Raw genomic sequence first — 24,424 nt, 5'->3', positions numbered from 1 at the left:
CCACCAGGCCGATGGCCAGCACCATGGCCAGCAAGGTCAGCAGGTTCACGCTGAAGCCGAACAGCGCCATGATGGCAGCGCCGCCCAGCATGGACAGCGGAATGGTCAGCACCGGAATCAGCACGGCGCGCAAGGAACCGAGGCACAGGAAGATCACCACCACCACGATGGCGACGGCCTCGATCAGCGTATGCACCACGCCGTCGATGGAAGCGCTGATGAAGCGGGCCAGCTCGAACGGCACTTGCACGCTGGTGCCGGGCGGCAGGTTCTGCTTGATGTTGGGCAGCAGCTCGTTCAAGCGCTTGACGATCACCAGCGGATTGCCCACCGGCGTGGCGTTAAGGCCGAAGTACACAGCCGGCTCGCCGTCCATCAGGCCGCTGGAATCGGTGGATGCGGCGCCCAGTTCCACCGTGGCCACGTCGCCCAGGCGCACGATCGCGTCGCCCTCGCGCTTGACCACCATGTCGCGGAATTCCGCGACGTTGACCAGGTCCGTGTTGACCTGGATGTTGGACACCACGTACAGGCCCTTGGCCTGCCCCGGCGCCGCCTGCACGTTGTTGTCGCGCAGCGCGTCGGCCAATTCGCCGGCGGAAATGCCGCGCGCCGCCATCCGGTTCGGGTCCAGCCATACCCGCATGGCGAGCTTCTGTCCGCCGTACAGTTCCACGCTGGCCACGCCGTCGATGGACGAGAGCTGCGGCTGCACCACGCGCGACAGATAGTCGGTCAGGGACGCCAGCGACAAGGTGCTGCTGGAAAAGCCCACATAGGCCACGGCGGTCGCCTCGCCGGCGGACTTGACCAGCACGGGATCGTAGACGTCCTGCGGCAGGCGGTACTTGACCTCGTTGACCTTGGCCATCACCTCGGTCATGGCCTTGTTGGAATCGGCGTTCAGCTTCATCCGCACCGTGATCACGCTGCGGCCCTGCGTGGAGGAAGACGACAGGTAGTCGATGCCTTCCACCGTGGCCACGGACTGGGCGATGGGCTGGGTGACGAAGCCCTGCATCAGGTCGGGCGAAGCGCCCGGATACTGGGTGGTAATGGTGATGGTGGTGCTTTCGGTCAGCGGATACTGCCGCACCGGCAGGCCGCTCAGGGCCTTGATGCCCAGCAGCAGGATCAGCGTGCTGACCACCAGCGCCAGCACAGGCCGGCGCACGAAAAGATCGGTGAATTTCATGTTCTGCTCCGCGCCCTCACCGGACTTGCGCCACGGTCTGCTGCGCGGCGTCCAGCGCCACGGTGTCCTCGGCGCCGACCTCGACCGCCGCCCCGTTGTGTAGACGCAGCTGGCCCGAGGTCACGACCTGCTCGCCCGCCTGCAAGCCTTCGGTCACGACCACACGGCCGCGCACGCGCTCGGCCGTCTTCACGTAGGCCTGGCGCACCGTCATACCGGCGGACGCCTCGCCCGCCTTGGGCGGGTTCAGCACGTAGACCGAATCGCCATAGGCGCTGTAGCTGACCGCGGTTTCCGGCACCGTGATCACGCCGGGACGCGCCGGCAGGCCGATCTGGCCCTGGGCATACATGCCGGCCGCGAGCGCGCCGTCGGCGTTGGGCAGGGTCGCCTGCACGCGCACGGTGCGCGATCCCGCGTCCACTTGCGGTTCCACGGTGGTGATCTGCCCTTCAAAGACGCGTCCCGCATGGGCATCCACGGTCACCGCCACCGGCTGGCCCGCGCGCAACGCGCCCATGGCCTGCTCAGGCAAGGTGATGTTGGCGTACATGGCAGAGGCATCGGTCAGCGACACCAGCGCATCGCCCGCGCGGGCGAATTGCCCCAGGTTCACCCGGCGCACGCCCAGCACGCCGTCGAACGGCGCCTTGACGCGCTTTTGCTCGATCAGCGCCTGCACCCGCCTGATGTCGCCGGCGGCCTGGTCATAGTCGGCCTGCGCCTGGTCCAGTTGTTCACGCGTGGCGGCCTGTTGCGGCAACAGGCGGCGGGTGCGCTCCAGCAAGGCGCGCGCATTGCGCGCCTGGGCCTGCAGGCGGGCCAGCTCGCCCTGCTCGGGCGCGTCGTTCAACTGCACCAGCAACTGGCCGGCCTGGACCTGCGCGCCCGAGGCGAACAGGATACGGTCGACCCGGCCGTCCACTTCGGCCGCGACCTGCACCTGGCGCGCGGCCTCCAGCGAGCCGATGCCGCTCAGCGTGACGGGGAAGTCCGCCTGCCGCGCGGCGGCCACCGCGACCTTGGCCGGCGCCATGGCCCAGCCGCCCTTTTGTTGCGCGCCGCCGTACTTCCAGTACAGCCCGCCGCCCGCCAGCGCCAGCGCCACGACCCCGGCGGCCCACGCTCCTGATTTCGCCTTCATGATTGACTCGCTATTTATCAAAGAATGTTCTTGGATAATCCACGATATCGGGCATTTCGTCAAAAGGGTTAATCCAATCCCTGGCATAGCGGCGGACTATGGCCCGCAAGCCCCTGCAAGGCGTGTGGGCATAAAAAAACCGCCAGCAGGCTGGCGGTCTCGGGAAGCGCGGCGCGGCTAGGTCCGCACCATGTGCAGGTAGTGGCGATGGCGTTCGTACTGGTCCAGGATGTCGCCGATGACGGCGTCGCGGCTCCAGCCCATGATGTCGTAGTCCTGCCCGCCTTCGCGCAGATGGACCTCGGCGCGGAAGTACTTGCGCTCTTCCTCGTCGGCCGCTTCCTCCGGCGTGAGGCTAGGACGCACGAAGGCTTCGGGCTGCACGGCATAGGAGAAGTCCAGGTGCTCGCCATGGGAGACTTCCATGATCACGCCGCCGTCGTTGCCGTGTTCGCGCACCTCCACTTGATAGCCCTGCTTGCGCAGCTCGTCCGCCACGTCTTCCAGCGCAGGGCGCGCCACGTCGCCGATGAAGCGCTGCACATGGGCGCGGCGCGGCATCATGACCATGTTGCGCAGGCGCCGCTCCCATGACTGCCCGCCCCGCGCCGGGCGCGACAGCGTCAGCGACTGGTAGCGGATGCCGCGCTTGGTCGCGTCCAGCTTCAGCGCCTTGAAGAGGCCCCACAGGGACAGCAGCAGGATGATGGAGAACGGCAAGGCGCTGGCGATGGTGGCGGTCTGCAACGCGGTCAAGCCATCGGCCAGCAGCAGCGCGATGGCCACCGCGCCCATCAGCACCGACCAGAAGATGCGCTGCCACACGGGCGTGCGGTCCGAACCGCCCGAAGCCAGCAGGTCCACCACCAGCGCGCCCGAGTCGGCCGAGGTGACGAAGAACACAGCCACCATCGCAATCGCGACGACGGACAGCACGCCGCTCCAGGGCAGTTGTTCAAGGAACGCAAACAATGCCAGCGAGGAATCCGCCTGCACCACTTCCGCCAGGCCCTGCACCTTGTCGACCAGGATCATGTGGATGGCGGTATCGCCGAACACCGTCATCCAGAACAGCGTGAAGCCGGCCGGCACCAGCAGCACCCCGGTGACGAATTCGCGGATGGTGCGGCCGCGCGAGATGCGCGCGATGAACAGGCCGACGAAGGGCGACCAGGCGATCCACCAGCCCCAATAGAACAGCGTCCAGCCGCCGATCCAGTCGGTGGGTTCGTAGGCGTAGAGATTGAAGGTCTTGTTGACGATGTCCGACAGGTAGGCGCCGGTGTTCTGCACGAAGGTCTGGAACAGGAACACCGTGGGGCCGACCACCAGCACGAACAGGAGCAGCACCGCCGCCAGCACCAGATTGGTCTCGGACAGGATGCGGATGCCCTTGTCCAGGCCGCTGGCCACCGACAGGGTCGCCAGGCCGCAGGTGACGATGACCAGGATGATCTGCGTGGTCACGCCCACGGGAATGCCGAACAGGTGGTTCAGCCCGCTGTTGATCTGCGCCACGCCCAGGCCCAGCGAAGTGGCCACGCCCAGCACCGTGCCGATGATGGCGAAGATGTCGACGGCATGCCCGATGGGGCCATGGATGCGATTGCCGATCAGCGGATACAACGCCGAACGCAAGGTCAGCGGCAGCCCGTGCCGGTAGCTGAAAAAGGCCAGGATCAACGCCACCACCGCATAGATGGCCCAGGCGTGCAGGCCCCAGTGGAAGAAAGTGATCTTCATGGATTCGCGCGCCGCGAGGGCGGTGCCCCCTTCGCCCACCGGCGGCGCAATGAAGTGCATCACGGGCTCGGCCACGCCGAAGAACATCAGGCCGATCCCCATGCCCGCCGAAAACAGCATCGCGAACCAGGTGAAGTTGCGGTAGTCGGGTTCGCTGTGGTCGGGTCCCAGCTTGATGTCGCCATACCGGCTGACCGCCAGGAACACCACCGCGATCAGGATGATGGCCACGACCAGGATGTAGAACCAGCTGGCGTTGCCCAGTATCCAGCCCTGCACGGATTCGAACAGGCTTTGCGCGACCTTGGGCGCCAGGATCGCGAATCCGACCAGCAGCAGCGTGAACACGGCCGCTGGGTAAAACACGGGGCGATTGATGGTGGATGGTCGGGTTTCTGAAGTCATGCTGCCGCTCCTTTCGCCCAAGGGTTGAAAATTCCCAGCACGCGTCCCCCCTCAGTCCGGCCGCGCGCCGCAAGTATTACTATCACGGCGCAAGGCCGTCTGACAATCTGAAACCTCAAGCCGGGCCGGCCTCAGGAGAGATATCCCATGATCGATCACCTGGACCATCTGGTCCTGACCTGCACCGACCCCGACGCCACGGTGGACTTCTACACCCGAATCCTAGGCATGCGCCTGGAGACCTTTGGCGAGGGCCGCCAGGCGCTGCGCTTCGGCAACCAGAAGATCAATCTGCACGTGCGCGGCCATGAATTCGAACCCAAGGCCCACCTGCCCGTGCCGGGCGCGCTGGACCTGTGCTTCATTGCCGACCGCCCGCTGGAAGCAGTGATCGCGCACCTGAACCGGGAAGGCGCCCGCATCATCGAAGGCCCGGTGCCGCGCACCGGCGCCACGGGCAAGATTCGCTCGGTCTACCTGCGCGACCCGGACCTGAATCTCATCGAAATCTCGGAACTGCTGGCCTGAGCCCGCCGCCGTCCGGCCGCGCTACTGCGGGCCGGATTCGCCAAAGACCACGCTGCGGAAGAAGCCGGCCAGCACGGCTTCGGTCATTTCCGGCGTGACGGCCTGCGGGTCGAAGGCATAACTGAACTGCATGCCGTCCGACAAGGCCAGCAGGCCCAGCGCCATCTGCTCCGGCGGCATGCGCAGCGGCGTGCCTACCCGCGCGGAAAACTGGCGGATGTATTCCGTGGTGGCTTCGCGCAACTCCCGCATGCAGGCCACGAAGCCAGCCCGAAAATCCGGATCGCGGGCGGCCTGCAACTTGCCTTCCATCCACAGCAGGAAACAGTCGTTCTCGCGGTAATGCGTGGAGTAGTACTCCAGCACGCGGGCTTCCATCTGCGAGCGCGACTCGCCGTCCTCGAAGATGGCGCGCATGTCGCTCATCACGCTTTCGTGGTCGCGCCTGAGCAATTGCAGGAACAGTTCAGACTTGCTGGTGAAGTTGGAATAGAAGGCCCCGCGCGTGTAGCCCGCCTGCTCGGCGATGTCCTCCACGCTGGCAGCCACGAATCCCTTGGCAAGAAAAATCGATTGCGCAGCATCGAGCAGACGCTGGCGCGTCTGGTCACGGCTTTGCTCTCGCGTAAGGCGGATTTTTGACATGGCGGGAGTTTAGCACTGGGGCTCATTTCAGATTCATTATTGAATCTGAATTCATACCTGTATTAGAATCCAGGCCGTATCGGGTCGGACCGGCCCTTATTCCCAAATCTCCGCGCCGCGAGGTGTTACGTGACTTGCCCTGGCCCTGCCGCGCGCTTTGCTGCGCGCGCCGCCGCGGCCGCCCCCGCGGCGCCGCTTGCACCTTCCTCCCGCTTCCGCCACGGGCCGCGACTGTTGTCGCTGCCGGCCGCTGCTGCCCTCGCCTTGCTGCTCGCCGCCTGCGGCCGCAACGAGGCGCCCCCGCCCGCGCCGCGTCCAGTGGTCGCCATGCCCGCCCAGGCCGATGAGCGCCTGCCCGCCTGGACCCTACCGGGCGAAGTGCAGGCGCGCTACAGCACGCCGCTGTCGTTCCGCGTGGGCGGCAAGATCATCGAGCGTCTGGTCCGCCTGGGAGATACCGTCGCCCCCGGGCAGATCGTCGCAAAACTGGATCCGGCCGACGCCGCCAAGAACGCGGCCAGCGCCCGCGCGCAGTTGTCGGCGGCCCAGCACCAGCTGGACTATGCGCGCCAGCAGCTGGACCGCGACCGCGCCCAGGCCCGCGAAAACCTGATCGCCGCGACCCAGCTGGAACAGACCCGCAACGCCTACGCCGCGGCATTGGCGCAACGCGACCAGGCGCAGCAGCAGGCGGCGCTGGCAGCCGACCAGCTCAAATACACCACGCTGCAGGCCGACCACGCCGGCGTCATCACCGCGGAGCAGGCCGACACCGGGCAGAACGTCGGCTCGGGCGATCCGGTCTACAGCCTGGCCTGGTCCGGCGACATCGACGCCATCTGCGACGTGCCGGAAAGCGTGCTGGCGGGATTGGCCATCGGCCAGCGCGCCAGCGTCACGCTCGGCCCCCTGCCCGGCCAGACGTTTTCCGCCGTGCTGCGCGAGATCGCGCCGGCCGCGGATCCGCAGAGCCGCACCTATCGCGTCAAGCTCACGCTGGAATCCCCGCCCCCGGAGGTGCGCCTGGGCATGACGGCCAACATCAGCTTCGACAACCGCTCCGGCGAAAGCCTGACGACCTACACCGTGCCGGCCACGGCGCTGTTCCATGACGGCCCCGCGCCCGCGGTGTGGATCGTCAAGGCGGACGCCGACACGCTGGAGCTGCGCCGCGTCGAAGTGCTGCGCTACGACGCCCGCACCGTGACCCTGTCCAAGGGCTTGCAGGCCGGCGAACGCGTGGTCTGGCAAGGCGTGCACGCGGTGGCCGCCGGCGAAAAGGTCCGCGCCGTGCCGCCGCTGCATCCCGAGGATTTCGCCTCATGAGCGGCCCGCAGCAGGACGCTGCGAACCAGGCGCATCGCCACGAGGAGGGCCGCTTCAACCTGTCGGCCTGGGCGCTGCGGCACCAGCCCCTGGTCATCTTCATCATCACGCTGATCACGCTGTTCGGCGTGCTCTCGTATTCGAAGCTGGCGCAATCGGAAGATCCGCCCTTCACCTTCCGCGTCATGGTCATCAAGACGCTGTGGCCCGGCGCCACCGCGCAACAGATGCAGGAACAGGTCACCGACCGCATCGCCAAGAAACTGCAGGAAGCCCCCAACACGGACTTCATGCGCAGCTATTCGCGGCCGGGCGAGTCGCTGATCTTCTACACCATGAAGGACTCCGCGCCCGCCAGCACAGTCGCCGAACAGTGGTACCAGGTGCGCAAGAAGGTCGGCGACATCTCGGCCACGCTGCCCCCGGGCGTGCAAGGCCCCTTCTTCAACGATGAGTTCGGCGACGTCTACACCAACATCTACACGCTGCAGGGCGACGGCTTTTCGCCGGCCCAGCTGCACGACTACGCCGACCGCCTGCGCACCGTGCTGCTGCGCGTGCCGGGCGTGGCCAAGGTGGACTACTTCGGCGACCAGCCCGAGCACATCTACGTCGAAATCTCCAACACCCAGCTGACGCGGCTAGGCGTGTCGCCGCAGCAAATCGCCCAGGCCATCAACAGCCAGAACGCCGTGACCGGCGCCGGCACCTTGACCACCGCCGACGACCGCATCTTCGTGCGGCCCACCGGCCAGTACGCCAGCAGCCGGGCCCTGGCCGACACGCTGATCCGGGTCAACGGCAAATCGATCCGGCTGGGCGATATCGCCACCATCCGCCGCGGCTACCAAGACCCGGCCGTCGAACAGATGCGGCTGGGCGGCGAATCCGTGCTGGGCATAGGGATCACCATGCAGCCGGGGCGCGACGTGGTGCATCTGGGCCGCGCTTTGAGCGCCAAGTTCGAAGAACTCCAGGCCCAGTTGCCTGCCGGGCTGACGTTGAAGGAAGTCTCCAGCATGCCCCGCGCGGTGTCGCATTCGGTCGACGACTTCCTGCGCTCCGTGGCCGAAGCCGTGGCCATCGTGCTGGCGGTGAGCCTGGTGTCGCTGGGCCTGCGCACCGGCATGGTGGTGGTCATCTCGATCCCGGTGGTGCTGGCGGTCACGGCGCTGTTCATGGACATGTTCGGCATCGGCCTGCACAAGGTCTCGCTGGGCACGCTGGTGCTGGCGCTGGGCCTGCTGGTGGACGATGCCATCATCGCGGTCGAAATGATGGCCGTGAAGCTGGAGCAGGGCTGGAGCCGCGCGCGCGCGGCGGCATTCGCCTACACCAGCACCGCCTTTCCCATGCTGACCGGCACCCTGGTCACGGTGGCGGGCTTTCTGCCGATCGCGCTGGCCAAGTCCAGCACGGGCGAGTACACGCGCTCCATCTTCCAGGTGTCGGCCATCGCGCTGATCACGTCCTGGTTCGCCGCCGTGGTGCTGATTCCGCTGCTGGGCTACCGCATGCTGCCGGAACGCAAGCGCGAAGCCCATCTGCCCGACGACCACGAACACGACATCTACGACACGCGCTTCTACCAGCGCCTGCGCGGCTGGGTGGGTTGGTGCGTGGACCGCCGCTACCTGGTGCTGGGCGCCACGGCGCTGATCTTCGTCGTGTCCATGGCCTGCTTCCGCTTCGTGCCGCAACAGTTCTTCCCGAGTTCCGACCGCAGCGAACTGCTGGTGGACGTGCGCCTGCAGGAAGGCGCGTCGTTCGCGGCAACGCTGCGCCAGGTCGAACGGCTGGAAAAGGCGCTGGAAGGCCGCCCCGAAATCGACCACTCGGTCAGCTTCGTCGGCACCGGCGCGCCGCGCTTCTACCTGCCGCTGGACCAGCAGCTCGCCACCCCGAACTTCGCGCAGCTGGTCATCACCACGCATTCCGTCGAGGACCGCGAGAAGCTCGCCCAATGGCTGCAGCCGGTGCTGCGCGAGCAGTTCCCGGCCATCCGCAGCCGCCTGTCACGCCTGGAGAACGGCCCGCCCGTCGGCTTCCAGGTGCAGTTCCGCGTCAGCGGCGACAAGATCGCCGAGGTACGCGCGGTGGCCGAACAGGTGGCCGCCGAGGTCCGCGCCGATGCGCGCTCGACCAATGTGCAGTTCGACTGGGACGAGCCATCCGAACGTTCGGTGCGCTTCGAGATCGACCAGCAGAAGGCGCGCGAGCTGGGCGTCAGTTCCAGCGACATCTCGGACTTCCTGGCCATGACCCTTTCCGGCTACGCGGTCACGCAGTACCGCGAACGCGACAAGCTGATCACCGTGAGCCTGCGCGCGCCGCAAGCGGAACGGATCGATCCCGCGCGCCTGGCCACCCTGGCCATGCCTACGCCCAACGGCGCGGTGCCGCTGGGCAGCCTGGGCCATGTGCGTTACGACCTGGAGTACGGCGTGATCTGGGAACGCGACCGCCAGCCCACCATCACGGTACAGGCCGACGTCGCGGCCGGCGCGCAAGGCATAGACGTCACCCGCGCCATCGACGCCAAGCTCAACACCCTGCGCGCCGGACTGCCTGTCGGCTACCGCGTCGAGGTGGGCGGCCCGGTGGAGGAAAGCGCCAAGGGCCAGTCCTCCATCAATGCCCAGATGCCGCTGATGGCGGTGGCCGTGCTGACCCTGCTGATGCTGCAGCTGCAAAGCTTCGCCCGCGTGCTGATGGTGGTGCTGACCGCGCCGCTGGGACTGATAGGCGTGGTCGCGGCGCTGCTGCTGTTCGGCAAGCCCTTCGGCTTCGTCGCCATGCTGGGCGTGATCGCCATGTTCGGCATCATCATGCGCAACTCGGTCATCCTGGTGGACCAGATCGAACAGGACATCGGCGCCGGCCACAAGCGCGTGGACGCCATCGTCGGCGCCACGGTGCGGCGTTTCCGGCCGATCACGTTGACGGCCGCGGCCGCGGTGCTGGCGCTGATCCCGCTGTTGCGCAGCAACTTCTTCGGCCCCATGGCCACCGCCCTGATGGGCGGCATCACCATCGCCACCGTGCTGACGCTGTTCTTCCTGCCGGCCTTGTACGCGGCGTGGTTCCGCGTGCGCCATGACGAGCGCGACGAGCCCGAAGGCGTGCCGCCGGGCGCCAACGCCAGCGACACGGTGGAGCGGGGAGCATGACGATGAACCGATTTTCCTTGCGCCTGGCCGCCCTGCCCTTGACGCTGGCGCTGGGCGCCTGCGCCTTCGCGCCGAGCAGCCAGCCGCCCGCTGTCACGCAACCTCCACAGTACGGCGTCGAAGCCACGCCCGCCGCCAGCGCCGCCGCCCAGGGCGTGGCGCAACGCTTCGAGCAAGGCGCGCGGCCCGTGCCCGAATGGTGGAAGCGCTATGAATCAAAGGCGCTGAACGCGCTGGTGGCCGAGGGCCTGGCGCACAGCCCGGACCTCGCCGCGGCTGAACGCAACCTGGCCGGCGCGCGCGAGCAGCTGCGCGGCCAGGTGAATTCGTCCTTGCTGCCCTCGGTGGACGCGGGCGCCGACGTCTCCCGCCGGCGCGCGCTGACCATGCCCAACCTGCCCGAACCGACCGCGCAATACAACGTCTTCACCGGCCAGGTCCACGCCAAGTACGACCTGGACCTGTTCGGCGCGGCTCGCTTTGCCAACGCCTCTCTGGCGGCGCAAGTCGAGCAGCAGGCCTTCCAGCTGGAATCCGCCCGCCGTTCGCTCGCCAGCAATATCGTCACCGGCGCCATCACCGCCGCCGCGCTGGCCGAACGCGTGGCGTTGACGGAGAAGCAAGTGGTGCTGGCGCGGCAGGTGGCGCGCGACACGCAGCGCCGCTACGAACTGGGCTCGGCCTCGCAGAACGACGCGCTGGACGCGGACCAGGACGCCGCCACGCTGGAAGCGTCGCTGCCCGGCCTGCGCGCACGCTGGCATGCCACGCGCCATGCGCTGGCGGTGCTGTTGGGCCGCAACCCCGACCAGGCCCCGCCCGACCTGGCTTTCAGCATGTTGGCCGTGCCGCAACAGGTGCCAGTGGTGGTGCCGTCCGAGCTGCTGGCCGCGCGTCCGGACATCCTGTTCGCCGATGCGGTGGTGCAGGCCGCCGCCGCCGACGTGGGCGTGGCCACCGCGCAGCTGTTCCCGAGCCTGTCCTTGTCCGCGTCCATGGGCAAGAGCGGCTTCAACTGGCCCGCCGCGATGTCGGGCGCCGGCGCCATCTGGGCCATCGGCGCTTCGCTCACGCAACCCATCTTCCATGGCGGCGCGCTGCTGGCCGAGCGCAGCGCCGCCAAGGAACGCTATGAGGCCGCGCTGCTGCAATACAAGCAAACCGTGCTGACGGCCTTCCGCGACGTCGCCGACACCTTGTCGCGGCTGGATGCCGACGGGCAGGCGCTGGCCTCGGCCGAAGCCTCGCGCCGCTCGGCGGAGCAGTCCTACCGCAACACCGCCAGCCGCGTGCGGCTGGGCGCGCTGGCGCCTTACACCGAGTACGCCGCGGAACAGCATTACGTGGCGGCCCGCCTGCGCGAAATCGAGTACGCCAATGCGCGCCTGACCGAAACGGCGGCGCTGTTCCAGGCCATGGGGTCGCCGACGCGCGCCGCGCAGCAGTAGGCGCATCCGGCATGCGGCCATGGCCGCGGCGGACCTGCACGCAAGCCCTCGCGCTCACGGCGCGGGGGCTTGTTCCTTCATGCGCGTGGCCAGCGCCAGCGATTCGATGCGGCGGGCGGCCGACTGCAGCAAGGCCGTGGTCTTGTCCTGCGCGATGGTGTTGAGCCGGGCCGCAAGAAAGGTGACGGTCAGCGCGCCGAACACGCGGCGGTCCTCCTGGAACACCGGCACCGCGATGCCCGCCCGTTCCGGTGAGATCTCGCCCACTCCCAGATAAAAACCCTGCACCCGGATCCGGTCCAGCTTGCCGGTGAATTCGGCCTGCGTCGCCCCCAGGCCCAGATCCCGGATCTCGTCCGCATGGGCCTCGTACAGGCGGCGCTGGTCCTTGCGCGGCAGGAAGGCCACGATGGTCTTGGCCGTGGCGCCGCGGAACAGCGGATGGGCGCGGCCGCGGCCGTGCGGAATGCCCAGATCATCCGGTCCGCGCTCGTGATGGATGTTCAGGATGCGCAGGCCATGGATCACGCTAAGCAGCACGTCGCCGCCCACCTGGTCCACCACTTCGCGCATGATGGGCCGCGCCACGCCCAGCACCGGATCGCCATCGATGATGAGGTGGTCCAGTTCGATGATGCGCGGCCCTAGCTTGTAGCCCTCACCCGTCACCCGCAGCAGGTAGCCCAGGTCCGTCAGGTCGCGGATGTAGCGGTAGCCCGTGGGCGCCGAATAGGACAGGCGCGAGATGATTTCCTCCGCCGACAGCACCGGGGTTTCGAGGCTGAAGAGGTCAAGTATCGCTAGGGCTCGCTTCAGGGTGGACATGGCGGTCGTGGGCAGGGAACAACGCGGGATCGGGCGCAGCGTAGCACAGGGGTACGCGGCCCGCGCCTGCTTCATTGAGGATGTCTATCGATACCTCGCGCGAGACAAGATCCTGGCTATCGTTTTTCTATTTTTTATCATTTATAGATAAAAACTAATTGGATTGAATTATTTTTTATCGAATAATGATATTCAAGCAATACGCAGAAAGGCGACACATATGCCCCTGCCGTTGCGGGAAACACAAGGGGAACATCCATGAAGCAGTCTTGCGGCACCAAGGGCGGCATCAGCCGCCGGCATTTCCTGGGGGCTTCGGCCGCCACCTTGGCCAGCGCGGCGCTGGCGCGGCCCGGCCGCGCCTGGGCGGCCGGCTATCCGGCTGAACGCGCCATCCAGTTCATCGTGCCCTTCCCGGCCGGCGGCGGCACCGACCTGGTGGCGCGTCCGCTGGCCCAGGGCATAGGCGAAGCGCTCAAGCAAAGCGTGGTCGTCATCAACAAGGGCGGCGCCGCCGGCAACATCGGCACCCAGCAGGCCGCGCGTTCGGCGCCGGACGGCTACACCATCGCGCTGGGCTCCACCGGCACGCACACGGTGAACCAGAGCCTGTACGAGAACATCGGCTACGACCCGGTCAAGGACTTCGAACCGGTGTCCATGGTCTGCTACTACAACAACGTGCTGGTGGTGCATCCGTCGTTTCCGGCGCGCACCCTGCAGGAGCTGGTCGCCGTCATCAAGGCCAATCCGGGCAAGTATTTCTATGGCATCACGCAGAACGGCAGCTCTGCCCACCTGGCCATGGAACTGCTCAAGGCCACGGCCGGCCTGGACCTGCCCGGCGTGCCATACAAGGGCGCGGCAGCCGCGGTCAACGACTTCCTGGGCGGGCAGTTCCCCATCCTGATGGACGTGGTGATCAACCAGCAGCAGTTCATCCGCGGCGGCAAATCGCGCCCGCTGGCCGTGACCTCGGCGCAGCGCGCACAGGCGCTGCCCGACGTGCCGACCGTGGCGGAATCAGGCTTTCCCGGCTATCAGGCCATAGGCTGGAACGGCGTGTTCGCGCCCGCAGGCACGTCCGCCGCCATCATCCAGACGCTCAACGGCGCGGTGCAAAGCGCGCTCAAGCAGCCCGCCATGAATCAACTGACGCAAAACGGATTGGAGCTGCACGGCAGCACCCCGCAGGAGCTGAGCCGTTTCGTCGCCGTCGAAAGCGAGAAGTGGCGCACGCTGATCAAGACCGCCAACATCAAGGCCACCTGATGCAACGCATACCCTATGGCGTCCCCTTGGACGCCCATTCCAATCCCTGGCTGCCGCTGGACCGCGAACTGCGCGCCCAGGGCCTGCGCGCCGCGGGCGCCGCGCCCGTGCGCGCGGTGGTCTGCGTCACCGTCCATGTCGACGGCCCCGCCGTCGAGGTCGGCCGCAAGCAGTTCCCGGCCGGTCCCCATACCGCGGGCCGCTATGCCATCCGCCGCGGCGTGCCGCGGCACCTGGAGATCCTGGCGCGCCACGGTATGCCGGCCACGTTCTTTGCCTGCGGCCATGACGTCGAGCACTATCCGGCGACCTTCCACAACATCCTGGACGCGGGCCACGAGATCGCCGCCCACGGCTATCTGCATGAAGCGTGGGACCTGGGCGATGACGAGCCCGCGCTCCTGGAAAAAGCCCACCGCATCATCCAGCGCGAGCTGGGCGTGACGCCGGTGGGCTGGTGCTCGCCCTCGGGCCGCAAGAGCCATCGCACCCTGCCCGCGCTGCGGCGGCTGGGCTACTGCTACGACGCCAGCGAAAAGGACCAGGACCGCCCCTACCTGCCGGCGGATACGGCGGACTTCATCATGCTGCCCAACAACACGGTCTCGCTGGACGACTATCCGTTCTACTTTTCAGGCCACAGCCTCGCGGCGGAAGCCTATGACAACTGGGTGCAGGAATTCGAGGCGCTGCGCCAGGCCGAAGGCTATGTGCACCTGACCGTGCACCCCAAGGCCGCCGGCGGTTCGGGCACGCCGGCCCGCGCCGTAGCACTGGACCGCTTCCTGGCCTATCTGGCCGCTCAACCCGATGTGCACGTCATGACGCTGGAAGCGCTGGCGCGGCATTGCCTGGCCCGTCCCGACGCCTGGAGAAGCGCATGAACGCCGACAAAACCGTACTGGTCACCATCAATGTGCAGGGCATCGGCCCCGAAGCCGCGACCCAGCCCGAGGCCTCGCTGCACGGGCGCGACGCGCATGGCCGCTATACCTATGGCGGCGGCCTGGCGCGCGTGCTGGACATGCTGCGCCGCCAGGGCATACGCGCCACCCTGTTCTGGCCGGTGTTCGAAGCCGAACGCTGCCGCGGCCTGCTGGAGCAGAGCCTGCGTGACGGCCACGAGGCGGCCTCGCAGGGCAATGCCTATGAAGACCTGCCCGCGCTGGGCGAGCGCGAGGGCGAGGTGCTGGAACGGGCCCGCGACCGGCTGGCCGAACTGACCGGCTCCGCCCCGCAGGGCTTTCGCTATGCCAGTGCGTTTACCGCCAACACCGTGTCGCTGCTGCACCAGCTCGGCTATCGCTACGACAGCAGCGCCATCGACGACGACGCGCCCTACGCGCTGGACGCGGACGGCGGCCCCGGCATGGTGGAGCTCCCCTGGAGCGAAGGCCTGTGCGACGCCACCCATTTCAGCCGCCGCGTGACGCAAGACCGCGCCTACGCGCACTGGGTGGAACAGGGCGACGCGCTGCTCGCGGCCGATGGCTATGCGTGCCTGACCCTGCATCCGCGCGCCGACAACGGCGTCGGCCGCGCGGCCAGGCTGCTGAAAGTCGAGCAACTGCTGGAGCGCTTCCGCGCCGCAGGCGCAAGCTTCAAGACCTGCGCCGACCTGGCCGCCGCCTCCCCCCATACGCGCTGAACGCAGGACGCCCATGGCGTTCTTGCACTGGTAAACCCTGAGCAATATTGGCGCCAAAATAAGCTAACATTTTTTCGCCATCCAATTTCCCCCCAGATTGCGGCGCGGCGCGCCGCCCAAGTCCATGACCCAGATCACCCAATTCCCCTTCGTATCGGTTTCGGGCGCGCCCGAGGCCCGCGGCCGCTCCTATGGCCAGCAAGCTGCCGAGCGCGTGCGCAAGAGCGCCAAGATGTACGGCCAGACCCTGGTCGACCTGGGCTATGACGCCATGGCGCGCACCCAGCTGATCAATGGCTTCGCCCGCGAGATCGAGAACTTCGCGCCGCACTACCTGGAAGAAATGCGCGGCATCGCCGCGGGCGCCGACGTGCCTTTCGAAGACATCGTGATGGTGAACGCGCGCACCGAAGTCATCGCCAAGGCCCGCGCCGAAAAGAAGAAGGCCGCCGAACTGGAGCCGGGCGACGGCTGCACCGGCGCGCTGATCCTGCCGACACGCTCGGCCAACGGCCGCCTGATCCATGGCCAGAACTGGGACTGGCGCGCGGAATGCGCCGAGACCGCCATCGTGCTGCGCGTGCGCAACGACAACGGCCCCGACATGCTGACCTTCGTCGAAGCGGGCGGCCTGGCGCGCAGCGGCCTGAACAGCGCCGGCGTCTCGATCACCGCCAACTACCTGGAATCCGACCGCGACTTCCGCCAGTTGGGCGTGCCGCTGTCGCTGATCCGCCGCAAGGTGCTGGAACAGGAACACTTCGCGCTGGCCATCAAGGCCGTGGCAACCACGCCCAAGTCCTGCTCGAACAACATCATGATCGGCATGGCGGCGGGCTTCGGGGTCGATTACGAATGCACCACCGATGAAGCCTTCCCCATCTACCCGGGCAGCGACGACCTCATTGTCCACGCCAACCACTGGGTCAGCGAAGTGGCATTGACCAAGCTGCGCGACACAGGCCGCGCCAGCACGCCGGAAAGCGCCTACCGCGACTGGCGCGTGCGCCGCCTGCTGAACGAGGAATCCAAGCTGACGCGTGAGGACCTCAAGCGCGCGCTGTTCGATGACTTCGGCGCACCCTACTCCGTGTGCCGTCCGCCGCGCCCCGGCAGCCACGACAACCTGTCGGCCACGGTGGCGATGGTGATCATGGAACCCGAGGCCGGGCTCATGGAAGTCGCGCCGCTGCCGGCGCTGAACCGCAGTTTCACCCGCTACAGCCTGACCGCCGAACCCGAACTGCTGGCTGCCGCGTGAAGCGGCGCGGCTGCGCTACCCCAGGAAACGCATCGATGAAAAACCATTTATTGAGCGCCGCGGTTGCGCTGGCGCTGGGCTCCATGGCCGGCGCGGCCTGGGCCCAATCCGCCCCGCCGCTGCGCATTTCGCTCACGGCCGACATCCGCTCCACCGAGCCCGGCGTCAACCGCGACAGCAATAGCGATGCGGTGGTGCTGCACATCGTCGAGGGCCTGGTGGCTTACGGCGAGGACGCCGAGGTGCGGCCGTTGCTGGCCAGGTCGGTGGACATCAGCCCTGACGGCAAGACCTATACCTTCAAGCTGCGCGACGGCATCAAGTTCCACAACGGCAAGCCGATGACGTCGGCCGACGTGCTGTGGACCTGGCAGCACTACACCGCGGCCAATTCGGGCTGGCGTTGCGCCAGCGAGTTCGACGGGCGCGGCGCGGTCAAGGTGACGAGCGTGGAAGCGCCGGACGCGCAGACGGTGGTCTATCACATCGAAAAGCCCAGCAGCCTGTTCCTGGCGACGCTGGCGCGGGCCGACTGCGGCGGCACGGGCATCCTGTCCAAGGATTCGGTGCGCGCGGACGGTTCCTGGGACAAGCCCATCGGCACCGGACCATTCGAACTGGCGGAATGGAAGCGCGGCGAGTACGTGCGCTTGACCAAGTTCCCGGGCTATTCGAACCTGGACGGCAAGCGCGACGGCTACACGGGGTCGAAGCGGCCGCTGGTGGACGAGGTGCGCTTCCTGATCGTGCCGGATGATTCCACCGCCAAGGCGGCCCTGCAGCGCGGCAACATCGACATCATCGAGGACGTGTCCAATAGCGACGTGCCGGTGCTGCAAGGCACGCCGAACGTCAAGGTGGCGCATGCGCCGGTGATGAGCATGACGGCGTTGCTGATGCAGACCAAGGATCCAGTGCTGGCAAATCCGAAGATGCGGCAGGCGCTGGCGCATGCGATCGATTACCAGCAACTGGCGGCGGCGGTGACGGAAGGCCTGGCGCAGCCGAACAATTCGATCGTGCCGCTGGTGTCGCCCTACTACGACGCGGCGCAGAAGCAGGGCTGGAACTACGATCCGGCGCTGGCGCAGAAGCTGCTGGGCGAAGCGGGCTACAAGGGTCAGGACCTGACGATCCTGACGACCAAGCGCTATCCGCAGTCGTACAACTCGGCGGTGATCATCCAGGCGATGCTGCAGGCGGTGGGGATCAAGGCGCAGTTGTCGGTGGTGGAATGGGCGACGCAGCTGGACCGCTATAACGCGGGCACTTACCAGATGATGACGTTCCCGTATTCGGCGCGGCTGGATGCGGCGCTGAACTACGAGATGGTGACGGGGGACAAGGCGAAGCAGCCGCGCAAGGTCTGGGACAATCCGCAGGCGCTGAAGCTGATCGAGGCGGCGTCATCGGATACGGATCATGCGAAGCGGCAGGCTTCGTTTGATCAACTGCATAGGCTGTTCCTGGCGGATGTGCCTAGTATTCCTTTGTATAACGGGTTGGATATTGGGGCTTATCGGGCGGATATCAGGGGGTATCAGCCTTGGGCGGTTAAGAAGCCGCGGGCATGGGAAGTTGAGCGGGTGTCGGCGCCTTGATGTTGCTTCTGGCGTTCTTGTAGTTGTTTTTGCTGTTGCTGTTGCTGGTGCCGGTGCGGTCTTCGTAGGTCGCCCGGAGGCGCGGGCCTGGTGGCTGCTCGCGCCCACGATTGCGGTCCGGAGCGTTCGCTCCGGACTTCCCCTTCGTCATCGTCGTCCTCGCCTTCGGCGACTCCTTCCGATTCCCTCGGGCGCATCGAGGTTGCTCGCAGCCACCAGGCCCGCGCCGCCGGGCTACGAGTTTCTTGGTTCGCTGCGCTGTCAGACCCGTGGGTAGTGGCGAGATTTGCGGGGCCCGCTGCTTGCGGCCGCGCAGGCGGCCGCAAGCAGCTTACGTGGTGGTGGGGCGTCGGGGCAGTGTGCGCTGGCGCGCTGGCGTGGGCCTTGTTTTTCCTCTACTCGCAGTTTCCTCTCCCCGCAGTTTTCCCTCCGGTTTTTTCTTCTTCTCCCCGTCTCATTCCTCTCGGATTGGCTGGCGGCATCAGGCCGGCCTATTAGGGATACTACTGGTATCTCTTTGGGATACCAGTGGGGTACCTTCTCATCCATTGCGCGAGACGGCAACTGGAAGTCTCTGTCGCCCGCGCCTTTTTCTTACGCCGCAACACACATGAACGCTACGCAACGCACCTATCAGACCCTGCTGGACCAGATCGTTTCGCGCCGGATTCCGGCGGGGGAAGTGTTGGAGGAACGCCGTCTGGCGGATGAGTTGGAGGTGTCGCGCACGCCGTTGCGCGCGGCCATGAATCGGTTGTTGGGCGAAGGGATGCTGGAGCGGCTGTCCAACGGGTCCATCGTGGTGCGGTCGTTTGGCGTGACGGACTTGCTGGAGCTGCTGCAGATCCGCAGCCTGCTGGAGAGCGAGGCCGCGGCGATGGCGACCGGGCGGATTCCGGCGGAGCCGTTGGAAGGGCTGCGGGCGCGGTTGCAGGCCTTGCTGGATGCGAAGACGCCGGACGAGAAGTCGGATTGGGAGGTCGATAACGCGCTGCACGATCTGGTGGCGGCGTATTGCGGCAACCGGAATCTGGCGACGATGATCACGGCGACGCGGCGGCAGGTGCGGATGTGCGATGTGGAGCGGCTGCCGCAGCGGCAGGTGCAGGCGCGGGAAGAGCATCTGGCGATCGTGGAAGCCCTGTTGTCGGGCGAATCGGCCCGGGCGCGGCAGGCGATGGCGGCGCATCTGGAGAACGTGCGGCGCAGCTATGTGAATTCGCTGGGATATCTGAGCCATGGCGCGTGACATGGATGCATCCCCGCGCATGATCCGACCGCGGCCGCTCACGCCGGAGGCCTTCGCGCCGTATGGCGAGGTGATCGCGCACCAGGGCGCGGAGCGCCGCCACCATCTGACCGAGCCCATGCGGCATGGGCCCGAGGTCGTGCGGCACGCCAGCTGGGTCAGCCGGGTGCAGGCGGCGGCGCCGGGGCCGGTGGAGATCCGGTTGATGGAACGCCACCGCTATGCGGCGCAGAGTTTCGTGCCGCTGACGGACTCGCCCTATCTGGTGGTGGTGGCGCCGACCGGCGCCGACGACCTGCCCGACATGGCGCGGCTGGAAGCGTTTCTCGCGAGCGGCAGCCAGGGCGTGTGCTACCGCGTGGGCGCCTGGCATCACGGCCTGACCGTGTTGCGGGGGCCGGCGGAGTTCCTGGTCCTGATGGGCCAGACCGGCCGCGGCGATGACGACGAGTTCTGGCAGGCGCCGGCTCCGCACGCCCTGGTTTCGATTTCCGATTGACCCTATCCCGATGGCTAGCCCCGCTATGACTACCGATCATCCGCACCTGCGCCGCGATTTCGTCGGCTACGGCGCCAACCCGCCCGATCCCCGTTGGCCGGGCGGCGCGCGCCTGGCGTTGAACCTTTGCATCAACTACGAGGAAGGCGGCGAGCCTTCGGTGCCGGACGGCGACGCTGAGTCCGAGACCGGGCTGACCGAGGGCGGCGCGGGCGGCTTCGCCGGGCGCGACCTGGCGGCCGAATCGATGTTCGAGTACGGCAGCCGGATCGGCTTCTGGCGCGTGCACCGGCTGCTGCAGGAACGCGGCTTGGCGGCCACGATACTGGGCTGCGGCCTGGCGCTGGAACGCAATCCGGAAGTCTGCGAGGCCATCAAGGCGGCGGGCTATGACGTGTGCGCGCACGGCTGGCGCTGGGAACGGCACCAGAACCTGACGCTGGAAGAAGAACGCGAGCGCATCCGCCGCACGGTGGAATCGATCACCCGCACGGTGGGCTCGCGTCCGCTGGGCTGGTATTGCCGCTACGGCCCCAGCCTGAACACCCGTGCGCTGCTGGCCGAGGAAGGCGGTTTTCTCTACGACTCCGACACCTACAACGACGAGCTGCCCTACTGGACCGAGGTCGGCGGCAAGCCTCACCTGCTGGTGCCCTACGGCCTGGCCAACAACGACGCCAAGTTCATCCGCGGCGGCATGGCCACGGGGCAGGACCTGTTCGAGTACCTGCGCGACGCATTCGACATGCTGTACGAGGAAGGCGCCACGGCGCCCAAGATGATGTCCGTGGGACTGCATCTGCGGCTGGTCGGCCAGCCGGGCCGCGCTGCGGGCCTGGCGCGCTTCCTGGACCATGTGGCGGCGCACGGCGACGTCTGGGTCTGCCGGCGCGCCGACATCGCGCGCCACTGGCATGCGCACCATCCGGCCGCCCAGGGCGCCGCGCGCTGATTCGTTTTCTGCATCGCCCACGTTTTCTCATCAGGAGAGCAGCATGTCGAAGTACCAGAAAATCAATCGCCGCGGCCTGCTGGCCACGGCCCTGGCCGGGTTGCTGGCGCTGGGCCTGAGCCCGGCGACGCAAGCCGAGGCCTACCCCAGCAAGCCGATCCGCATCGTCGTGCCCTTCCCGCCCGGCGGCGCCGCCGACACCCTGGCGCGCGCGCTGTCGCAGCAACTGAACGACACGCTGGGCAAGCAGGTCATCGTGGAAAACCGCGCCGGCGCGGGCGGCACCATCGGCACCAATGCGGTGGCGCGCGCGGAGCCGGACGGCTACACGCTGCTGCTCGGCAACGTGTCCACGCTGGCGATCGCACCCAGCCTGTACCCGAACCTGAACTACGACCCGGTCAAGGACTTCACGCCCATCACGCTGGTGGGCAAGAGTCCGCTGGTGTTCGCGGTCAATCCGGGCCTGCAGGCGAAGAACCTGCCTGAGCTGATCGCCCTAGCGAACAAGGATCCGGGCAAGCTGACCTTCGGCTCTTCCGGCGCGGGCAGCATCACCCACCTGACCGGCGAAGTACTGAACCTGGCCACGGGCGGCAAGCTGGTGCACGTGCCCTACAAGGGCAGCGCGCCGGTGCTGCTGGCGGTGGCCTCGGGCGAGTTGAGCATGGGCGTGACGCAGGTGGTGGAGATGCTGCCGCAGTACAAGGGCGGCCGGGTCGGCGCCGCGGCGGTGACGGGTATCGAGAAGTCGCCAGCCCTGCCTGAAGTGACGACCGCCGCGTCGCAAGGCGTGAAGGGACTGGAAGCCACCACCTGGTACAGCCTGATGGCGCCCGCCGGCGTGCCGGCGGAAGTGGTGCAGCGCCTGCAACCGGCGCTGGAGAAGGTGCTGACCAACGCCGAGCTGCGCAAGCGCTTTGCCGACGAAGGCCTGATCCTGGCGCCGTCCACGCAAGCCGAGCTGAGCGCGTTCCTGGGCAATGAAGTGCGTGATTGGGCGACGGTGATCAAGCAGGCGGGCGTGAAGCTCGACTAGCGGTTGGCGCCGGGCCGCAATCGCGGCCCGGCGCAGTCGAACGCCTTACTTGCCGTCGCGGACCTTGGTTTCCCAGGCCCGCGGCTTGCCTTCCCAGACCGAGAATCCTTCCACGCGCTTGCTGGACGCCCAGGCGTCGGCGCCGTTGTACAGCATCAGCATCGGGGTTTGTTCCAGCATCAGCGCATGCAACTGGTCGAACAGCGCCTGGCGCTTGGCCGGATCGGATTCCAGGAAGCTTTCGTCGATCAGCTTCTGCGCCGCCGGGTCATCCCAGACCTTGCGCGGCTGCTTGGCCTTGTCGCCCGAGAACTGCTCGAAGCTCAGCGAAGGATCCAGGCGCGACGAAAACGAGAACGAGCTGATCTGGTACTTGCCGGTGTTGTAGCGGTCCAGCTGCGTGGCCCATTCCAGCACCTCGATCTTGGCATTGATGCCCACCGCCTGCATCATGGCCTGCGCGATCACCGCCACCTGATAGCTGGGCACGTGGGCGCGCTTGTTGGCGTAGATGACCACGGGCTCGCCCTTGTAGCCGGCTTCCTTCAGCAATTGCTGGGCCCGGGCCGGGTCATACTTGTAGCCGCGCTTTTCCGCGTCCTTGTAATAGGCCGAACCCGCGTAGACGGCGGAGTTGTTCAGTTGGCCCAAGCCTTCGGAGGCGGCGGCCACGACCTGCGGAATATCCAGCGACGCGGCGATGGCCTGGCGGATCTTCACGTTCTTCAGGACCGGATCCTCGGTCTGGAACAGCAGCACGTGCTTGACCGCGTCATGCGGGCTGAACACCGTCAGGTTCTTGGCGTTCTTCAGTTCGCCCACATCGGTATTGGTGATCTGCGCGGCGTCGATCGCGCCCGACAGCAGGCCTGCCTTGGAGGTGGAAGGATCCGGCACCACCAGGAACTTGACCTCTTCGGCCAGCGGACGCTTGGAGCCCACGTAGCCGTCCGGCTTGTCGCCTGCGGGCGAGACGTAGTCCTTGTAGGCCGTCAGCAAGGTGTATTCGCCGCGCTTCCAGTCCTTGAACATGTAGGGGCCGGTGCCCACCGGCTTGATCCAGGAACCGTCGGCCGCGACCGAATCCTTGGAGATGATGGCGGTCATGCCGCAATCGGTGCGGGCCAGCGAATCCAGGAACACGGCCGACTTGCGGTCCACCTTCATCACCACGGTCTGCGCGTCGGGCGCGGACACGTCCGTCACCTTCAGGCCGTTGCGGCCGTCGAAGTCGCTGCGGCAGCGCCAGTCCGTCTTGGGATCCATGTAGCGCTGCCAGTTCCAGATCACGTCGGCCGAGGTCAGCGCGGCGCCGTTGTGGAACTTCACGCCGTCGCGCAGCTTGAAGGTATAGGTCAGGCCGTCTTCCGACAGGTCCACCGATTTCGCCAGCAAGGGGCCCACGGTGCCGTTCTCGCGGTAGCCGACCAGGCCCTCGACGATATTGAGCACCACGCCATCGGTGGTGTTGTCGCGGTTGACGCCGGGGTTGGTCGAGCGGATGTCGGCGGGCTGGGCGATGGTCAGCAGCGCGGCCTGGGCCGAACCGGCGGCGGCCAGCGCCAGGCTGAGCGCGAGCGCTCTGGGTACGAAAACGTGGTGCATGCAAAGACTCCCCAGCGTGCGGCGCAAAATTCACGCATATATTGGCGCCAAAATTAGCTGCCCATTATGGGCGGAATGCGCCGCTGCGCTATCGGGGGTATCCCTGAAGGCGCCGCCGGAATGAAAAACGGCGGCCTTCTTTCCGAAGGCCGCCGCATGCGCATGGCGAGGGTCGCGCCAGGCGCGTCAGGAAATGTCCTGCCCCACGTGCTGGGCAATGATCTTCTGCAGGCGCTTGACGTCGCGCGCCTCCAGCGCGTCCACCATGTCGAAATGCTCGCGCGCGGAGATCTCGATGCGCGAACGCGTCACCCATTCCTTGGCCGGCGCCGCCGGGCCGCGGGCCCGAGTTTCCTGGATCAGCGCGGTCAGTTCGCGGTTGCGGCACATGTCGTACATGCCCGCATGGAAAGCCAGATTGACCTCGTACTGCTCCAGCAGCGTGCCGTCCTGCAGCAGCTTGGCGAAGCGTTCGGCCAGGGTGCGCAGCGCGCGGACCTTGGCCGCCGTGACGTTGGGCATCAGGTCCGCCGCCGCGCCCGTTTCCAGCAGGATGCGGATGTCGCGGATCTGCAGATGCTGGTCCGGATCCATGGCATAGACGTGATAGCCACGGTTCGGGATGTGCGCGATCAGCCGCTTGGCGGCCAATTGGTCTAGCGCCCGCCGGACGTCCAGACGCTTGGCGTCGTAGCGTTCCTGCAGGTCGATCTGTTTCAGCCAGGCGCCGGGACCGTAAACACCCGCCTGTATATCGTGGGCGATGCGATCAACCAGGCCGGGCTGCGCCGTTGCCGCTTTCGGCATGGACCACTCCCGTCTATCAAATCCGAAGCGCGTATTTTATGCGTAAGTATCCCGGAGGACGG

The 24,424-nt window shown here is 67.1% G+C and carries 20 protein-coding genes; 13 read left to right on the top strand and 7 right to left on the bottom strand.

Annotated features, from left to right (window positions below):
* The 3 genes from BRO63_RS06495 to BRO63_RS06485 form a co-directional block, all read right to left on the bottom strand.
* Nucleotides 1–1,195 (bottom strand): efflux RND transporter permease subunit (locus tag BRO63_RS06495; RefSeq protein ID WP_179215045.1); only part of this gene is annotated, 1,195 nt, incomplete at its 3' end.
* Between the two features lie 16 nt (nt 1,196–1,211).
* On the bottom strand, nt 1,212–2,339 hold the full coding sequence (locus tag BRO63_RS06490) for an efflux RND transporter periplasmic adaptor subunit (protein ID WP_088138948.1): 1,128 nt from the start codon (nt 2,337–2,339) through the stop codon (nt 1,212–1,214).
* A gap of 177 nt (nt 2,340–2,516) precedes the next feature.
* A complete protein-coding gene (locus BRO63_RS06485) occupies nt 2,517–4,487 on the bottom strand; it encodes a BCCT family transporter (RefSeq protein WP_088138947.1) in 1,971 nt (656 codons plus the stop codon).
* 147 nt (nt 4,488–4,634) lie between these two features.
* Here BRO63_RS06485 and BRO63_RS06480 point away from each other — a divergent pair, with 147 nt between their 5' ends.
* Nucleotides 4,635–5,015 carry a VOC family protein gene (locus tag BRO63_RS06480; protein WP_088138946.1) on the top strand — a complete coding sequence of 127 codons (381 nt, stop codon included), beginning with the start codon at nt 4,635–4,637 and terminating at the stop codon, nt 5,013–5,015.
* A 21-nt stretch (nt 5,016–5,036) separates the two neighbouring features.
* Here BRO63_RS06480 and BRO63_RS06475 read toward each other — a convergent pair whose 3' ends face one another.
* The gene (locus BRO63_RS06475; RefSeq protein ID WP_088138945.1) at nt 5,037–5,660 is read right to left on the bottom strand and encodes a TetR/AcrR family transcriptional regulator; all 624 of its coding nucleotides are present in this window, start codon (nt 5,658–5,660) and stop codon (nt 5,037–5,039) included.
* 234 nt (nt 5,661–5,894) lie between these two features.
* Between BRO63_RS06475 and BRO63_RS06470 the strand changes: the two genes are divergently transcribed.
* From BRO63_RS06470 to BRO63_RS06460, 3 genes are read left to right on the top strand one after another with little or no spacing between them, the layout of a single operon-like run.
* On the top strand, nt 5,895–6,986 hold the full coding sequence (locus BRO63_RS06470; RefSeq protein WP_088138944.1) for an efflux RND transporter periplasmic adaptor subunit: 1,092 nt from the start codon (nt 5,895–5,897) through the stop codon (nt 6,984–6,986).
* A complete protein-coding gene (locus BRO63_RS06465) occupies nt 6,983–10,156 on the top strand; it encodes an efflux RND transporter permease subunit (RefSeq protein ID WP_088138943.1) in 3,174 nt (1,057 codons plus the stop codon). Before BRO63_RS06470 ends, BRO63_RS06465 begins: the two co-directional genes overlap by 4 nt.
* 2 nt (nt 10,157–10,158) lie before the next feature.
* Nucleotides 10,159–11,604 (top strand): efflux transporter outer membrane subunit, encoded by a 1,446-nt coding sequence (locus BRO63_RS06460; RefSeq protein ID WP_088138942.1) that lies wholly within the window; start codon nt 10,159–10,161, stop codon nt 11,602–11,604.
* A 54-nt stretch (nt 11,605–11,658) separates the two neighbouring features.
* Here the strand turns inward: BRO63_RS06460 and BRO63_RS06455 are convergent, their stop codons facing one another.
* Nucleotides 11,659–12,429 (bottom strand): IclR family transcriptional regulator, encoded by a 771-nt coding sequence (locus BRO63_RS06455; RefSeq protein WP_088138941.1) that lies wholly within the window; start codon nt 12,427–12,429, stop codon nt 11,659–11,661.
* A 258-nt stretch (nt 12,430–12,687) separates the two neighbouring features.
* Between BRO63_RS06455 and BRO63_RS06450 the strand changes: the two genes are divergently transcribed.
* The 9 genes from BRO63_RS06450 to BRO63_RS06410 all read left to right on the top strand — a co-directional run bounded on the left by BRO63_RS06450 (nt 12,688) and on the right by BRO63_RS06410 (nt 21,950).
* Nucleotides 12,688–13,701 (top strand): Bug family tripartite tricarboxylate transporter substrate binding protein, encoded by a 1,014-nt coding sequence (locus BRO63_RS06450; protein WP_088138940.1) that lies wholly within the window; start codon nt 12,688–12,690, stop codon nt 13,699–13,701.
* Nucleotides 13,701–14,585: a polysaccharide deacetylase family protein gene (locus tag BRO63_RS06445; RefSeq protein ID WP_088138939.1), complete on the top strand. Its 885-nt coding sequence runs from the start codon at nt 13,701–13,703 to the stop codon at nt 14,583–14,585. The genes BRO63_RS06450 and BRO63_RS06445 overlap by 1 nt, the downstream gene beginning before the upstream one ends.
* Nucleotides 14,582–15,349 carry a polysaccharide deacetylase family protein gene (locus BRO63_RS06440; protein WP_088138938.1) on the top strand — a complete coding sequence of 256 codons (768 nt, stop codon included), beginning with the start codon at nt 14,582–14,584 and terminating at the stop codon, nt 15,347–15,349. The genes BRO63_RS06445 and BRO63_RS06440 overlap by 4 nt, the downstream gene beginning before the upstream one ends.
* 124 nt (nt 15,350–15,473) lie before the next feature.
* On the top strand, nt 15,474–16,610 hold the full coding sequence (locus tag BRO63_RS06435; RefSeq protein ID WP_088138964.1) for a C45 family autoproteolytic acyltransferase/hydolase: 1,137 nt from the start codon (nt 15,474–15,476) through the stop codon (nt 16,608–16,610).
* Nucleotides 16,611–16,645: 35 nt separating this feature from the next.
* On the top strand, nt 16,646–18,211 hold the full coding sequence (locus BRO63_RS06430) for an ABC transporter substrate-binding protein (protein ID WP_088138937.1): 1,566 nt from the start codon (nt 16,646–16,648) through the stop codon (nt 18,209–18,211).
* Nucleotides 18,212–18,821: 610 nt separating this feature from the next.
* On the top strand, nt 18,822–19,460 hold the full coding sequence (locus tag BRO63_RS06425; protein ID WP_059375022.1) for a GntR family transcriptional regulator: 639 nt from the start codon (nt 18,822–18,824) through the stop codon (nt 19,458–19,460).
* 1 nt (nt 19,461) lies between these two features.
* Entirely contained in the window at nt 19,462–19,959 is a 498-nt protein-coding gene (locus BRO63_RS06420; RefSeq protein ID WP_256943249.1) for an ureidoglycolate lyase, read from the top strand.
* Between the two features lie 25 nt (nt 19,960–19,984).
* A complete protein-coding gene (locus BRO63_RS06415) occupies nt 19,985–20,911 on the top strand; it encodes an allantoinase PuuE (RefSeq protein WP_088138936.1) in 927 nt (308 codons plus the stop codon).
* A 43-nt stretch (nt 20,912–20,954) separates the two neighbouring features.
* Nucleotides 20,955–21,950 carry a Bug family tripartite tricarboxylate transporter substrate binding protein gene (locus BRO63_RS06410; RefSeq protein ID WP_088138935.1) on the top strand — a complete coding sequence of 332 codons (996 nt, stop codon included), beginning with the start codon at nt 20,955–20,957 and terminating at the stop codon, nt 21,948–21,950.
* 45 nt (nt 21,951–21,995) lie between these two features.
* Here BRO63_RS06410 and BRO63_RS06405 read toward each other — a convergent pair whose 3' ends face one another.
* Both BRO63_RS06405 and BRO63_RS06400 read right to left on the bottom strand, forming a co-directional pair.
* Nucleotides 21,996–23,555: an ABC transporter substrate-binding protein gene (locus BRO63_RS06405; RefSeq protein WP_088138934.1), complete on the bottom strand. Its 1,560-nt coding sequence runs from the start codon at nt 23,553–23,555 to the stop codon at nt 21,996–21,998.
* Nucleotides 23,556–23,741: 186 nt separating this feature from the next.
* Nucleotides 23,742–24,362 carry a GntR family transcriptional regulator gene (locus BRO63_RS06400; RefSeq protein ID WP_088138933.1) on the bottom strand — a complete coding sequence of 207 codons (621 nt, stop codon included), beginning with the start codon at nt 24,360–24,362 and terminating at the stop codon, nt 23,742–23,744.
* Between the last annotated feature and the right edge of the window lie 62 nt (nt 24,363–24,424).

The organism is Achromobacter xylosoxidans, from assembly GCF_002192695.1.
Taxonomy (GTDB): domain Bacteria; phylum Pseudomonadota; class Gammaproteobacteria; order Burkholderiales; family Burkholderiaceae_B; genus Achromobacter; species Achromobacter xylosoxidans_C.
The sequence above is the reverse complement of the archived record's forward strand: the minus strand, read 5'-3'. Positions and strand labels throughout refer to the sequence as shown.

Coding starts and splice junctions, on each gene's coding strand:
- BRO63_RS06430 (WP_088138937.1), top strand. CDS start 16,646: ATGAAAAACCATTTATTGAGCGCCGCGGTTGCGCTGGCGCTGGGCTCC.
- BRO63_RS06400 (WP_088138933.1), bottom strand. CDS start 24,362: ATGCCGAAAGCGGCAACGGCGCAGCCCGGCCTGGTTGATCGCATCGCC.
- BRO63_RS06485 (WP_088138947.1), bottom strand. CDS start 4,487: ATGACTTCAGAAACCCGACCATCCACCATCAATCGCCCCGTGTTTTAC.
- BRO63_RS06490 (WP_088138948.1), bottom strand. CDS start 2,339: ATGAAGGCGAAATCAGGAGCGTGGGCCGCCGGGGTCGTGGCGCTGGCG.
- BRO63_RS06450 (WP_088138940.1), top strand. CDS start 12,688: ATGAAGCAGTCTTGCGGCACCAAGGGCGGCATCAGCCGCCGGCATTTC.
- BRO63_RS06460 (WP_088138942.1), top strand. CDS start 10,159: ATGAACCGATTTTCCTTGCGCCTGGCCGCCCTGCCCTTGACGCTGGCG.
- BRO63_RS06445 (WP_088138939.1), top strand. CDS start 13,701: ATGCAACGCATACCCTATGGCGTCCCCTTGGACGCCCATTCCAATCCC.
- BRO63_RS06475 (WP_088138945.1), bottom strand. CDS start 5,660: ATGTCAAAAATCCGCCTTACGCGAGAGCAAAGCCGTGACCAGACGCGC.
- BRO63_RS06415 (WP_088138936.1), top strand. CDS start 19,985: ATGACTACCGATCATCCGCACCTGCGCCGCGATTTCGTCGGCTACGGC.
- BRO63_RS06465 (WP_088138943.1), top strand. CDS start 6,983: ATGAGCGGCCCGCAGCAGGACGCTGCGAACCAGGCGCATCGCCACGAG.
- BRO63_RS06405 (WP_088138934.1), bottom strand. CDS start 23,555: ATGCACCACGTTTTCGTACCCAGAGCGCTCGCGCTCAGCCTGGCGCTG.
- BRO63_RS06480 (WP_088138946.1), top strand. CDS start 4,635: ATGATCGATCACCTGGACCATCTGGTCCTGACCTGCACCGACCCCGAC.
- BRO63_RS06440 (WP_088138938.1), top strand. CDS start 14,582: ATGAACGCCGACAAAACCGTACTGGTCACCATCAATGTGCAGGGCATC.
- BRO63_RS06435 (WP_088138964.1), top strand. CDS start 15,474: ATGACCCAGATCACCCAATTCCCCTTCGTATCGGTTTCGGGCGCGCCC.
- BRO63_RS06425 (WP_059375022.1), top strand. CDS start 18,822: ATGAACGCTACGCAACGCACCTATCAGACCCTGCTGGACCAGATCGTT.
- BRO63_RS06410 (WP_088138935.1), top strand. CDS start 20,955: ATGTCGAAGTACCAGAAAATCAATCGCCGCGGCCTGCTGGCCACGGCC.
- BRO63_RS06420 (WP_256943249.1), top strand. CDS start 19,462: ATGGATGCATCCCCGCGCATGATCCGACCGCGGCCGCTCACGCCGGAG.
- BRO63_RS06455 (WP_088138941.1), bottom strand. CDS start 12,429: ATGTCCACCCTGAAGCGAGCCCTAGCGATACTTGACCTCTTCAGCCTC.